The 13,300-nt window shown below is 70.7% G+C and carries 8 protein-coding genes and 2 pseudogenes; 4 read left to right on the top strand and 6 right to left on the bottom strand.

The window, feature by feature from the left end; genetic code table 11:
* Nucleotides 1-185: 185 nt before the first annotated feature.
* Nucleotides 186-1,184 (bottom strand): PAC2 family protein, encoded by a 999-nt coding sequence (locus tag AC069K_RS13490; protein ID WP_358832849.1) that lies wholly within the window; start codon nt 1,182-1,184, stop codon nt 186-188.
* A gap of 315 nt (nt 1,185-1,499) precedes the next feature.
* Here AC069K_RS13490 and AC069K_RS13495 point away from each other — a divergent pair.
* Nucleotides 1,500-2,066, top strand: a pseudogene (locus AC069K_RS13495) (enolase C-terminal domain-like protein); the annotation flags it as partial.
* Nucleotides 2,066-2,257 (top strand): annotated as a pseudogene (locus tag AC069K_RS13500) (ABC transporter permease); the annotation flags it as partial. The pseudogenes AC069K_RS13495 and AC069K_RS13500, both read left to right, overlap by 1 nt.
* A gap of 9 nt (nt 2,258-2,266) precedes the next feature.
* On the opposite strand, the gene AC069K_RS13505 reads toward AC069K_RS13500, so the two are convergent.
* The 5 genes from AC069K_RS13505 to AC069K_RS13525 form a co-directional block, all read right to left on the bottom strand.
* On the bottom strand, nt 2,267-2,938 hold the full coding sequence (locus AC069K_RS13505; protein WP_478615462.1) for a FadR/GntR family transcriptional regulator: 672 nt from the start codon (nt 2,936-2,938) through the stop codon (nt 2,267-2,269).
* A 140-nt stretch (nt 2,939-3,078) separates the two neighbouring features.
* Nucleotides 3,079-4,689, bottom strand: a complete 1,611-nt coding sequence (locus tag AC069K_RS13510) for a glycerol-3-phosphate dehydrogenase/oxidase (protein WP_358832847.1) — start codon at nt 4,687-4,689, stop codon at nt 3,079-3,081.
* Nucleotides 4,690-4,696: 7 nt separating this feature from the next.
* Nucleotides 4,697-6,238, bottom strand: a complete 1,542-nt coding sequence (gene glpK, locus AC069K_RS13515; protein WP_365110406.1) for a glycerol kinase GlpK — start codon at nt 6,236-6,238, stop codon at nt 4,697-4,699.
* 52 nt (nt 6,239-6,290) lie between these two features.
* The gene (locus AC069K_RS13520) at nt 6,291-7,085 is read right to left on the bottom strand and encodes an MIP/aquaporin family protein (RefSeq protein WP_358832845.1); all 795 of its coding nucleotides are present in this window, start codon (nt 7,083-7,085) and stop codon (nt 6,291-6,293) included.
* 302 nt (nt 7,086-7,387) lie between these two features.
* Nucleotides 7,388-8,152 (bottom strand): IclR family transcriptional regulator, encoded by a 765-nt coding sequence (locus AC069K_RS13525; RefSeq protein ID WP_358832844.1) that lies wholly within the window; start codon nt 8,150-8,152, stop codon nt 7,388-7,390.
* A gap of 281 nt (nt 8,153-8,433) precedes the next feature.
* Here AC069K_RS13525 and metH point away from each other — a divergent pair, with 281 nt between their 5' ends.
* Both metH and AC069K_RS13535 read left to right on the top strand, forming a co-directional pair.
* Nucleotides 8,434-11,946, top strand: a complete 3,513-nt coding sequence (metH, locus tag AC069K_RS13530) for a methionine synthase (protein ID WP_478615468.1) — start codon at nt 8,434-8,436, stop codon at nt 11,944-11,946.
* Nucleotides 11,947-12,095: 149 nt separating this feature from the next.
* Entirely contained in the window at nt 12,096-12,797 is a 702-nt protein-coding gene (locus tag AC069K_RS13535) for an HAD family hydrolase (protein WP_358832842.1), read from the top strand.
* The last annotated feature ends 503 nt before the right edge of the window (nt 12,798-13,300 follow it).

Raw genomic sequence — 13,300 nt, forward strand, 5'->3', positions numbered from 1 at the left:
GCGGCACGGACGACGCCGACCCTTTCGTTTCCCCCCGCCCTTCGAAACCTTTTTTGGGTTTCACGGTGCACCCCCTCCCCCAGAAAGATCCGCCGGGCGGGGCATCAGCCCCGCCCGGCGCCTTCGTCGTGCCCGCGACTCCCCGGAACTGCCCCGCGGGCTCCGGGTGTTCACCGCCCGGCCGCTCAGCCCTCCGACGACTCGCCCTCGCCCGGCTCGTCCGGGTCCTCGCGCGGCGGCTTCGGCGGCCGGGTGCGGCCGCTACTGGTGTCGCGCAGATACGACGTGGACTCGCCGCCGTCCGTGGCGTGCCCGCCCGCCACCGGGCCACCGGGTCCGGGGCCGCCGTCGCGGCGGCGCAGATACCGCTCGAACTCGCGGGCGATCGCCTCGCCGGACGCCTCGGGCAGGTCCGCGGTGTCCCGCGCCTCCTCCAGCGTCTGGACGTACTCGGCCACTTCGCTGTCCTCGGCCGCCAGCTGGTCCACCCCGAGCTGCCACGCGCGGGCGTCCTCGGCCAGCTCGCCCAGCGGGATGCGCAGGTCGATGAGGTCTTCGAGCCGGTTGAGGAGGGCGAGGGTGGCCTTGGGGTTGGGCGGCTGCGACACGTAGTGGGGCACCGCGGCCCAGAGGCTGACCGCCGGGACGCCCGCGTGGGTGCAGGCCTCCTGGAGGATGCCGACGATGCCGGTCGGGCCCTCGTACCGGGTCTCCTCCAGGTCCATCGTGCGGGCCAGGTCGGGGTCGGAGGTGACCCCGCTGACCGGCACCGGACGGGTGTGCGGGGTGTCCCCGAGCAGCGCGCCCAGGATCACCACCATCTCCACGCCCAGCTCGTGCGCGAAGCCGAGGATCTCGTTACAGAACGAGCGCCAGCGCATGGACGGTTCGATCCCGCGCACCAGCACCAGGTCGCGCGGCTTGTCGCCGCCGACCCGGACGACCGAGAGCCGTGTGGTGGGCCAGGTGATCCGGCGGACCCCGCCCTCTAGGAACACCGTGGGCCGGTTGACCTGGAAGTCGTAGTAGTCCTCGGCGTCGAGGGCGGCGAAGACCTCGCCCTTCCACTCGCGCTCCAGGTGAGCGACGGCTGAGGAGGCGGAGTCGCCCGCGTCGTTCCAGCCCTCGAACGCGGCGATCATGACCGGGTCGACCAGCTCGGGAACTCCCTCCAGCTCGATCACCCAGTGCCTCCCTCCGAAGTTCTCTTGCGTACGCCCCAACCTTACGGCTTCAGCACTACCCCGCCGCAGCCCCCGTGCACGGCTCGCTCCCCGCCGGAGTGATCCGCGCATGAAGGCGCGAAAGCCGGGGCACAGGACGATCTCCGCCGCGATTCATCCGAGCTGTGAAGCGGAAATCTCCGTCCCACCCCTGGACCTCGGGGTCCGGGCGGCGCTATACATCCCCATACATCGGATGACCGAGCGGGGCCGGATGGTCGAGCAGGAGTTCGTCGCAAGCGTTCTTCCGTCGGGACTCAGCCACAGGGAGCATGCATGAGACCGAGTGTCACCGGGTTCGACGTCCACGACATCCGCTTCCCCACCTCGGAGCGGCTCGACGGCTCCGACGCGATGAACCCCGACCCGGACTACTCGGCCGCCTATGTGGTGCTGCGCACCGACGGCCCCGCCCGTACCGAGGGCCACGGCTCGGAACTGGTCTCCCTCGTCGACTTCCGCTACCTCACCGACGTCCTGACCCGCCGGGAGGCCCTGGACCTGCTGCGCGCCGCCGAACCGGGCCGCGCCGAACGGGCCCGGCTGCTGCGCGCCGAGGGCTATCCCGCGTACACCACCTCGCCCGGCTGGCTCGGCTACGACGACGCCAAGCTGGTCCGGCTGGCCAAGGAGGCGGTCGCGGACGGCTTCGCGCAGATCAAGCTGAAGGTCGGCGCCGACCTCGACGACGACGTACGGCGCCTGCGGCTGGCCCGCGCGGCCGTCGGGCCCGGCATCCGCATCGCCGTCGACGCCAACCAGCGCTGGGACGTGCCGGACGCGCTGCGCTGGATGGCCGCGCTCGCCCCGTACGCCCCGTACTGGATCGAGGAGCCGACCACGGCGGGATCAGCCTGAAGGGCGGGCGCGGCACGCTCTTCGGGGCGCTCACGGGGGTCCTGACGCTGCAACTCGTCGTCAACGTGATGACGCTCGGCGGGGTTCCGGCGCTGTGGAACCAGTTCCTGAACGGGGCGATCATCATCGTGGCGCTGGTGATCTCACGGTTCGCCAGCGGCGAGAAGCAGGACTGAGAGCCCGGCTCAGAGCGTCGACCTGAGCCACTGCTCCACGCTCGCGATGTGCACCGTCGCCCACGACCTCGCGGCCTCCGCGTCCCGGTCGCGCAGGGCCGCGAGGATGGCCCGGTGCTCGTGGAGGGTACGGGCCACCGCGTCCTCCTGGGTCAGCCCGCGCCACACCCGGGCCCGGGTGGTGGGGCCCGAGAGGCCGTCCAGGAGGGAGCAGAGCACCGCGTTCCCCGCGCCGCGCACGATCCGCCGGTGGAACTCCAGGTCGCAGGCGACCAGCTCCTCCACCGACGGCTGCGGGCCGAGCGCGTCCAACTGGGCCGCCAGCGCGTCCAGTTCCGCGTCCTCGATCCGGGCCGCCGCCATCGCGGTGGCCGCCGGCTCCAGGATCCGCCGCACCGCCAGGAACTCCAGCACGGTGTCGTCCCGGTGGAAGTCCACGACGAAGCTCATCGCCTCCAGCAGCAACTGCGGATCGAGGCTGGTCACATACGTACCGTCGCCCTGACGCACGTCGAGGATGCGGATCAGGGAGAGCGCGCGGACGGCCTCGCGCAGGGAGTTCCTCGACAGGCCCAGCTCGGCGGCGAGTTCGGTCTCCTTGGGCAGCCGGTCGCCCGGGCGCAGCGCACCGGAGACGATCATTTCCTTGATCTTCTCGATGGCCTCGTCGGTGACTGCCATACGGCGACCTCCATACATCCGATGAATCGGCCCCCATTATGCGTTCCCGATCCCCGCCGGCACACGGGCGAGCAGACGGAAGGGGCGGCTCCCTCGTGGGAACCGCCCCTTCCGTCCGGCTCAGCGGATGCGACCGTACGTCAGTCCTTCTTGCCGAGCAGGTCGTCGACCTTGCCGCGGATCTCGTCCGTGGCCAGGCCCCGGATCGTCAGCGTGGTGCGGCGGCGCAGCACGTCGTCGGCCGTCTCGGCCCACTCGTGGTCACGCGCGTAGACGACCTGCGCCCAGATCTCCGGCGCGTCCGGGTGGATCCGCTCGGCCAGCGCCGCGTCCTCGTTGGCCAGGCGCGCGATGTCGAAGGAGAGCGAGCCGTAGTGCGTGGCGAGGTGCTTGGCGGTGTCGGCCGCCATGCGCGGGCCGGGCGCCGGGCCGTCCACCATCAGGCGGTGGGCGACGGCGCGCGGGTTGGCTATACCGGGCAGCGGCAGCTTGCCGGGCAGTTCGGAGATGGGCTCGAAGTCATCACCGAGCGGGCGGCCGGGCAGCTGCTCCAGCTTCTTCATCACCGTACGGCCGATGTGGCGGAACGTCGTCCACTTGCCGCCGGCGACCGACAGCATGCCGCCGCGGCCCTCGGTGACGACCGTCTCGCGCTTGGCCTTGGAGGTGTCGCCGGGACCGCCCGGCAGGACCCGCAGACCGGCGAAGGAGTACGTGATCAGATCGCGCGAGAGCTGCTGGTCGCGGATGGAGAACGCGGCCTCGTCCAGGATCTGGGCGGTGTCCTTCTCGGTGACCGCCACGTCCGCCGGGTCGCCCTCGAACTCCTCGTCCGTGGTGCCGAGCAGGAGCATGTCCTCCCACGGCAGCGCGAAGGTGATGCGGTACTTGTCGATCGGGGTCGCCAGCGCGGCCTTCCAGGGGGAGGTGCGCTTGAGGACCAGGTGCGCGCCCTTGGACAGGCGGATGGAGGGGGCCGCGTCCGGGTTCTCCATCCTGCGCAGGTGGTCGACCCAGGGGCCGGTCGCGTTGAGCACCAGCCGGGCGTCGATGCCGAACTCGTCGCCCGAGAGGCGGTCGCGCAGCTCGGCGCCGGTGACCCGGCCCCGGGTGAAGCGCAGGCCGGTGACCTCGGCGTGGTTGAGCACCGCGGCGCCCGCGTCCACCGCGGCGCGGACCGTCATCAGGGCCATGCGCGCGTCGTTCATCTGGTCGTCGCCGTACACGGCCACGGCCTTCAGGTTGTCCGTGCGCAGCTCCGGCACGTCCTGCGCGGCCTTGGAGGGCGAGAGCAGGTGGCCGACGCCGTCACCGAACGCTGAGAGCGCCGAGTAGGCGAAGACACCGGCGCCGAGCTTGGCCGCGCCGTGCGGGCCGCCCTTGTAGACGGGCAGGTAGAAGGTGAGCGGGTTGGCGAGGTGCGGTGCCACCTGACGCGACACCGCACGCCGCTCGAAGTGGTTCTCGGCCACCAGCTTCACGGCGCCGGTCTGCAAGTAGCGCAGACCGCCGTGCAGGAGCTTGGAGGAGGCCGAGGAGGTGGCGCCGGCGAAGTCGCCGGCGTCCACCAGGGCCACCCGCAGCCCGGACTGCGCGGCGTGCCAGGCGGTGGAGATGCCCAGGATGCCGCCGCCGATCACCAGGAGGTCGTATGTCGCCTTGGAAAGCTGCTCCCGAGTTTCGGCGCGGCTCTGGGTGGAGCCGGAGGCCGGGTGCGTCCCCAGGGCAGGGACGCTCTGCGTGGTGGTCATGGTCGATCTACTCCTCGTCCTCGATCCAGCCCATGGTCCGCTCGACGGCCTTGAGCCAGTTCTTGTACTCGCTGTCACGCTGGTCGGCGTCCATGCGAGGGGTCCATTCCGCCGCGCGGCGCCAGTTGGCGCGCAGCGCGTCGGTGTCCGGCCAGAAGCCGACGGCGAGGCCGGCGGCGTAGGCGGCGCCGAGGCAGGTGGTCTCGGCGACCATCGGACGCACCACGGGCGCGTCCAGGAAGTCCGAGAGGGTCTGCATCAGCAGGTTGTTGGAGGTCATGCCGCCGTCGACCTTGAGCGCGGTCAGCTCGACGCCGGAGTCCTTGGTCATGGCGTCGCTGATCTCGCGGGTCTGCCAGGCGGTGGCCTCAAGGACGGCGCGCGCGATGTGCGCCTTGGTGACGTACCGGGTGAGACCGGCGATCACACCGCGGGCGTCGGGGCGCCAGTACGGGGCGAACAGGCCGGAGAAGGCCGGCACGAAGTAGGCGCCGCCGTTGTCCTCGACGGAGGAGGCCAGGGTCTCGATCTCCGCGGCCGTCTTGATCATGCCCATCTGGTCGCGCATCCACTGCACCAGCGAACCGGTGACGGCGATGGAGCCCTCCAGGGCGTAGACCGGCTTCTGCTCGCCGATCTGGTAGCCGACGGTGGTCAGCAGGCCGTTGTAGGAGTTGACGGGCTTGTCACCGGTGTTCATCAGCATGAAGGTGCCGGTGCCGTAGGTGGACTTGGCCTCGCCCTCGGAGAAGCAGGTCTGGCCGAACAGGGCCGCCTGCTGGTCGCCGAGCGCGGAGGCGACCGGGACGCCGTCCAGGACGCCGCCCTTGGCGTGGCCGTACACCTCGGCGGAGGAGCGGATCTCGGGCAGCACGGCCGCCGGGATGTCCATGGACGCGAGGATCTTCTCGTCCCACGCCATCTCGTGGAGGTTCATGAGCAGCGTGCGCGAGGCGTTGGTGACGTCCGTGACGTGCACACCGCCGTCGGTGCCGCCGGTCAGGTTCCAGATGACCCAGGAGTCCATGGTGCCGAAGAGGATGTCGCCGCGCTCGGCGCGCTCGCGCAGGCCCTCGACGTTGTCGAGCAGCCAGCGCACCTTGGGGCCGGCGAAGTACGAGGCGAGCGGCAGGCCGGTCTGGCGGCGGAAGCGGTCCTGGCCCACGTTGCGGCCGAGCTCGCGACAGAGCGCGTCGGTGCGGGTGTCCTGCCACACGAGCGCGTTGTGCACGGGCTCGCCGGTGTTCTTGTCCCACAGCAGCGTGGTCTCGCGCTGGTTGGTGATGCCGATCGCCTTGACGTCGGCGGCGGTGATGCCCGCCTTGTCGATGGCGCCCGCCACGACTTCCTGGACGTTGGTCCAGATCTCGGCGGCGTCGTGCTCGACCCAGCCCGGCTTCGGGAAGATCTGCTCGTGCTCCTTCTGGTCGACCGAGACGATCCGGCCGTCCTTGTCGAAGACGATGCAGCGGGAGGAGGTGGTGCCCTGGTCGATGGCCGCGATGAACGGGCCGTGGCCGTGCGAGGCGGTGGTGTGGGTGTCGCTCACGGAGTTCTCCTGGAGGTCTGAAGGTCTCTACGGCTTCTCAACGCTGTACGGCTCAGGCGAACGCGAGGTTGTACAGGCCGCCCGCGAGGGCGGCACCGGCCAGCGGGCCGACGACGGGCACCCAGGCGTAGCCCCAGTCCGAACCGCCCTTGTTGGGCAGCGGCAGCAGCGCGTGCACGATGCGCGGGCCCAGGTCGCGGAACGGGTTGATGGCGTAGCCGGTGGGGCCGCCGAGCGAGAGGCCGAGGCCGACGACGACCAGCGAGGTGATCAGTACGCCGATGACGCCGAGGCCCTTGCCGTCGCCGTTCAGGCCCTGGGTCAGGATGGCCAGGACCAGCACGGCGGTGCCGATGATCTCGGTGGTGAGGTTCTGTATCGCGTTGCGGATCTCGGGGCCGGTGGAGAAGATGCCGAGCACCGGGCCGGCGTGCGAGACGCCGGCGTCGTGCGGCCCCTCGATCGCCTGGTCGGCAGGGTCGCCGACGATCTCCGGGTCGGTCAGGTGCGCCTGGAACTGGCCGTAGTAGGCGAGCCAGACCAGGGTGGCGCCGATCATGGCGCCGAGCAGCTGTCCCGCGAGGTAGGTGGGCACGTCGCTCCACTCGGTGCCGCCCTCGATCGCGAGGCCGAGCGTCACCGCCGGGTTGAGGTGCGCACCCGAGAGCGGGGCGGAGATGTAGGCGCCGGTGAGCACCGCGAAGCCCCACCCGAAGGTGATGGCCAGCCAGCCCGCGTTGCGTGCCTTGGAGCTCTTCAGCGTGACGGCGGCGCAGACGCCACCGCCGAGCAGGATGAGAACGGCGGTACCGATGATCTCGCCGGTGAAGATGTCGGAGCTGGACACCCGCGACTCCTTTGTCCTTCGTCCAGGGGAAGGCGGATCCCGGGTCCCTCCGGAGATCCGCGCCCTCACGTCGAGGGCTTGACGGCCCTTGGCGTTGTCACACTCTAACTCGTATTGCCGTTAGGTGTTCGACAATGCCGACCGATGAACGGCAGTTTTGCCCCGGGGTGAAGTCGTCGTCAAGGGTTCTGTGGCCGGTATCCCGATCGTTACCAGTAGGTATCTTTCAGCCACATTGATCGAAAACTTCCGGCCAGGCTCGGAAACGATCAGAGCGGGGCCGGAAGCGGCTGGTCAGACGCTCAGAAGCGGCCGGCGCCCAGATCGCGCGAGACCGAGCGGGCGCAGTCGCGCACCGCCGCCACCAGGTCGGAACGGATCTCGCCGTCCGCGCACACACGCTCCACGGCCCCGGTCACCCCCACCGCGCCCACCGGCATCCGGCGCCGGTCGAAGATGGGCGCGGCCACCGAGGCCACCCCGTCCCAGGTCTCCTCCGTGTCGCCGGCCCAGCCGCGCGCGCGGATCAGGTCGAGCAGCTCCTCGAAGCGGTCCGGCTCGGTCACCGTGCGGGGCGTGAACGCCGTCCGCTCGCACTCCACGGCCTCGGTGTGCGCCACGGGGTCGAACGCGGAGAGCACCTTGCCGAGCGCGGTGGAGTGCAGCGGCTGCATCGCCCCGACCTCCAGGACCTGACGGCTGTCGTCGGGCCGGAAGACGTGGTGCATGATCAGCACGCCCTGCTGGTGCAGGACGCCCACGTAGACGCTCTCGCCGCTGGAGCGCGCCAGGTCGTCCGTCCACACCAGGGCCCGTGCCCGCAGCTCGTGGACGTCCAGATAGCTGTTGCCCAGGCGCAGCAGCTCGGCGCCGAGCTGGTAGCGGCCCGAGGCCGGGTCCTGCTCGACGAACCCCTCCGCCTGGAGCGTGCGCAGGATGCCGTGCGCGGTGCCCTTGGCCAGGCCGAGCGCGGAGGCCACCTCGGACAGGCCGAGCCGCCGCTCGCCGCCCGCGAGCAGCCGCAGCATGGCGGCCGCCCGTTCGAGCGACTGGATGTTCCGCGCCATCGCGCTTCCTCCCACCTTCGGAACATGGAGTTCGACAATGCTGAACAGTATCGGCCGTTGCCGACCCCGTGTCACCGTGATGGACGCTCCCCGCCGCCATCCGGCCGGTTCGGACACGCGCCGCACCCCGGCCATCCGGCCGTCACCCGGCCGGCCCCCTGTGCCGTCCGCCCCGTGGGACACCTGTGCCCATGGGGGGGTTGCCCGGTTACCCTGACCGGGTGCGGCCTCCCCTTGGACGCCGCAAAGCCGACAGCCGTCGCACTCCAGGGAGCACATCCATGGCCTCGTTGCCGACCCCTTCCGCCGACAGCCGGACCCGCGCCGACGCGCTCCGCGAAGCGCTCGCCACCCGCGTGGTGGTGGCCGACGGAGCCATGGGCACCATGCTCCAGGCCCAGGACCCGACCCTGGAGGACTTCCAGGACCTCGAGGGCTGCAACGAGATCCTCAACATCACCCGGCCCGACATCGTGCGCTCGGTGCACGAGGAGTACTTCGCCGTCGGCGTCGACTGCGTGGAGACCAACACCTTCGGCGCCAACTTCTCCGCCCTCGGCGAGTACGACATCCCCGAGCGCGTGTACGAGCTGTCCGAGGCCGGCGCCCGGATCGCCCGCGAGGCGGCCGACGCGTTCACCGCCTCCACCGGGCAGCAGCGCTGGGTGCTCGGCTCCATGGGCCCCGGCACCAAGCTCCCCACCCTCGGCCACGCCCCGTACACCACCCTGCGCGACGCCTACCAGCGCAACGCCGAGGGCATGCTCGCGGGCGGCGCCGACGCGCTCCTGGTGGAGACCACCCAGGACCTGCTCCAGACCAAGGCCGCCGTCCTCGGCGCCCAGCGCGCCCTGGACACCGCCGGCTACCGCGTCCCGATCATCTGCTCGGTCACCGTCGAGACGACCGGCACCATGCTGCTCGGCTCCGAGATCGGCGCGGCGCTCACCGCCCTGGAGCCGCTCGGCATCGACATGATCGGCCTGAACTGCGCCACCGGCCCCGCTGAGATGAGCGAGCACCTGCGCTATCTCGCCCGCCACTCCCGGGTGCCGCTGTCCTGCATGCCCAACGCCGGACTGCCCGTCCTCGGCAAGGACGGCGCCCACTACCCGCTCTCCGCGCCGGAGCTCGCCGACGCCCAGGAGACCTTCGTCCGGGAGTACGGCCTCTCCCTGGTCGGCGGCTGCTGCGGCACCACGCCCGAGCATCTGCGCCAGGTCGTCGAGCGGGTCCGGGGCGTGGCCCCGACCGAGCGCAGTCCGCGTCCCGAGCCGGGTGCCGCCTCGCTCTACCAGAGCGTGCCGTTCCGCCAGGACACCTCGTACCTGGCCATCGGCGAGCGCACCAACGCCAACGGTTCCAAGAAGTTCCGCGAGGCCATGCTGGAGGGCCGCTGGGACGACTGCGTGGAGATGGCCCGCGACCAGATCCGCGAGGGCGCCCACATGCTCGACCTCTGCGTCGACTACGTGGGCCGCGACGGCGTCGCCGACATGGAGGAGCTGGCCGGCCGCTTTGCCACCGCCTCCACCCTGCCGATCGTCCTCGACTCCACCGAGGTGAACGTCCTGCGGGCCGGTCTGGAGAAGCTCGGCGGCCGCGCGGTCATCAACTCCGTCAACTACGAGGACGGCGACGGCCCCGACTCGCGGTTCGCCAAGGTCACCGAGCTGGCCGTGGAGCACGGCGCGGCGCTGATCGCCCTCACCATCGACGAGGAGGGCCAGGCCCGTACCGTCGAGCACAAGGTCGCCATCGCCGAGCGGCTCATCAACGACCTCACCGGCACCTGGGGCGTCCATGAGTCGGACATCCTCATCGACTGCCTCACCTTCACCATCTGCACCGGCCAGGAGGAGTCCCGCAAGGACGGCATCGCCACCATCGAGGCCATCCGCGAACTCAAGCGCCGCCACCCGGACGTCCAGACCACGCTCGGCCTGTCCAACATCTCCTTCGGCCTCAACCCGGCCGCCCGGGTCGTCCTGAACTCGGTGTTCCTGGACGAGTGCGTCAAGGCGGGCCTGGACTCCGCGATCGTGCACGCCTCCAAGATCCTGCCGATCGCGCGCCTGGAGGAGGAGCAGGTCAAGGTCGCCCTCGACCTCATCCACGACCGGCGTTCCGAGGGCTACGACCCGCTCCAGCGGCTCATGGAGCTCTTCGAGGGCGTCAGCACCAAGTCGATGAAGGCGGGCAAGGCCGAGGAGCTGCTCGCCCTGCCGCTGGAGGAGCGCCTCAAGCGCCGGATCATCGACGGCGAGAAGAACGGCCTGGAGGCCGACCTCGACGAGGCGCTGCTGACCCGCCCGGCGCTCGACATCGTCAACGACACCCTCCTGGAGGGCATGAAGGTCGTCGGCGAGCTCTTCGGCTCCGGCCAGATGCAGCTGCCGTTCGTCCTGCAGTCCGCCGAGGTGATGAAGAGCGCCGTGGCCCATCTGGAGCCGCACATGGAGAAGTCGGACGCGGAGGGCAAGGGCACCATCGTGCTGGCCACCGTGCGCGGCGACGTCCACGACATCGGCAAGAACCTCGTCGACATCATCCTGTCCAACAACGGCTACAACGTCGTCAACCTCGGCATCAAGCAGCCCGTCTCCGCGATCCTGGAGGCCGCCGAGGAGCACCGGGCCGACGTCATCGGCATGTCCGGTCTCCTGGTGAAGTCCACCGTGATCATGAAGGAGAACCTGGAGGAGCTCAACCAGCGCAAGATGGCGGCCGACTACCCGGTGATCCTGGGCGGTGCCGCCCTCACGCGCGCGTACGTCGAGCAGGACCTGCACGAGATCTACGAGGGCGAGGTCCGCTACGCCCGCGACGCCTTCGAGGGCCTGCGCCTGATGGACGCGCTGATCGCGGTGAAGCGCGGCGTACCGGGCGCGGCCCTGCCCGAGCTCAAGCAGCGCCGGGTGGCCAGGCGGGCGACCGCGCTGCCCGAGCCGGAGGAGCCCGAGGGCTCGGTCCGCTCGGACGTCGCCGTCGACAACCCCGTCCCCGAGCCGCCGTTCTGGGGCACCCGGGTGATCAAGGGCATCGGCCTCAAGGAGTACGCCTCCTGGCTGGACGAGGGGGCGCTCTTCAAGGGCCAGTGGGGCCTCAAGCAGAACCGGGCCGGCGACGGGCCGAGCTACGAGGAGCTGGTGGAGAGCGAGGGACGGCCGCGGCTGCGCGGCTGGCTGGAGCAGCTGCACACCAGGAACCTGCTGGAGGCGGCCGTCGTCCACGGCTACTTCCCGTGCGTCTCCAAGGGCGACGACCTGATCATCCTCAACGAGGACGGCTCGGAGCGCACGCGCTTCACCTTCCCGCGCCAGCGCCGGGGCCGCCGGCTGTGCCTGGCGGACTTCTTCCGGCCGGAGGACTCCGGCGAGACCGACGTGGTCGGGTTCCAGGTGGTCACGGTCGGCTCGAAGATCGGCGAGGCCACGGCCGAGCTGTTCGCGGCCAACTCCTACCGCGACTACCTCGAACTGCACGGCCTGTCCGTGCAGTTGGCCGAGGCCCTGGCCGAGTACTGGCACGCGCGCGTGCGCGCCGAGCTGGGCTTCGCCGGCGAGGACCCCTCCGACGTGGAGGACATGTTCGCCCTGAAGTACCGCGGCGCGCGCTTCTCGCTCGGCTACGGGGCCTGTCCCGACCTGGAGGACCGCGCCAAGATCGCCGAGCTCCTGGAGCCCGAGCGGATCGGCGTCCACCTCTCCGAGGAGTTCCAGCTCCACCCCGAGCAGTCCACGGACGCCATCGTCATCCACCACCCGGAGGCGAAGTACTTCAACGCGCGGTAGGCGCTCCGCGCGCCTCCAGCGGGCCCCGAGGGGGACGTGACCCTCACCACGGGCGTCCGGCGCCGACCGGACGTACACTGGTCGGTCCAGCGCAGGCCGGTTCCCACCCCGGGAACCGGCCTTCTCGTCCCTCCAGGAGGTGTGCCCGGATGACCACCACGGTTCCCGCGCCCGTAACCGGTTCGGCTCAAGGCTCCGCGCTCGAAGCCGTCTTCCTCGACATGGACGGCACCCTGGTCGACACCGAGGGGTTCTGGTGGGACGTCGAGGTGGAGGTCTTCGCCGCGCTCGGCCACACGCTCAAGCCGACCTGGCGCGAGGTCGTCGTGGGCGGCCCGATGACCCGCAGCGCCGGGTTCCTCATCGAGGCCACCGGCGCCGACATCACCGTCCCCGAACTCACCGTGCTGCTCAACGACCGCTTCGAGGCGCGCATCGGCGGGGGCGTCCCGCTGATGCCCGGGGCGGCCCGGCTGCTGGGCGAGCTGGCCGAGCACGCGGTGCCGACCGCGCTGGTCTCGGCCTCGCACCGGCGGATCATCGACCGGGTCCTGCACTCGCTGGGCGCGCGCCACTTCGCGCTCACCGTCGCCGGGGACGAGGTGGGCCGTACCAAGCCGCATCCCGAGCCGTACCTCTTCGCCGCCGCCGGGCTCGGCGCGGACCCCACCAGATGCGCGGTCGTCGAGGACACCGCGACCGGTGTGGCCGCCGCCGAGGCGGCCGGCTGCCGGGTCGTGGCGGTGCCCTCCGTGGCGCCCATCGAGGCCGCCGAGGGCCGGGTCGTCGTGGAATCCCTCGAACAGGTCGACCTGCATTTTCTGCGTACGCTGATCACCCGGATGAACTGATCCGTACACACAGCGTGCCGCCTGAATGCGACGCAAACTGATCGCATCCGACCGTGCATTTTCCGTTACCCCGCAAGGGGTCGGCAGTGACATCTCCGCGCCGGAATTCACGAGGCGGCACGGTGATCTCAAGCCTTGTCAAGCTTTGTCAAGGGGGTGACGTTCGTCACCTGATCCGCCGTCAGTGACCCACGTCAAGGGCGTCTCCAGGCCTTCCGGAGGTGCCCTTGTGTCCTGTTTGGTGATCTCCTGTACGAAAGATTCCACCGCCGCGATATCCGGTGGCCGCTATTTCCGGCCACTGCGTGGCGTGTGAATGGAGCAGGCCCGGTACGGGCTTTACCGGCCCGCCCACTAATCTCGTCGCGAGAACTTCGCCGCACCCTCAACTGCCCCGGCACCCACCAAGCCGCCGGGCGCGCAGGTCCGATCGTACGTACCGGCCCGATCGCCTCCCCGCCCCGACCGGGCGGCCGCGGCGGAGTCTTCCGTACACCGCTGTA

Source organism: Streptomyces sp. NPDC043908, from assembly GCF_056435525.1.

Coding starts and splice junctions, on each gene's coding strand:
- AC069K_RS13535 (WP_358832842.1), top strand. CDS start 12,096: ATGACCACCACGGTTCCCGCGCCCGTAACCGGTTCGGCTCAAGGCTCC.
- AC069K_RS13510 (WP_358832847.1), bottom strand. CDS start 4,689: ATGACCACCACGCAGAGCGTCCCTGCCCTGGGGACGCACCCGGCCTCC.
- AC069K_RS13525 (WP_358832844.1), bottom strand. CDS start 8,152: ATGGCGCGGAACATCCAGTCGCTCGAACGGGCGGCCGCCATGCTGCGG.
- metH (WP_478615468.1), top strand. CDS start 8,434: ATGGCCTCGTTGCCGACCCCTTCCGCCGACAGCCGGACCCGCGCCGAC.
- AC069K_RS13505 (WP_478615462.1), bottom strand. CDS start 2,938: ATGGCAGTCACCGACGAGGCCATCGAGAAGATCAAGGAAATGATCGTC.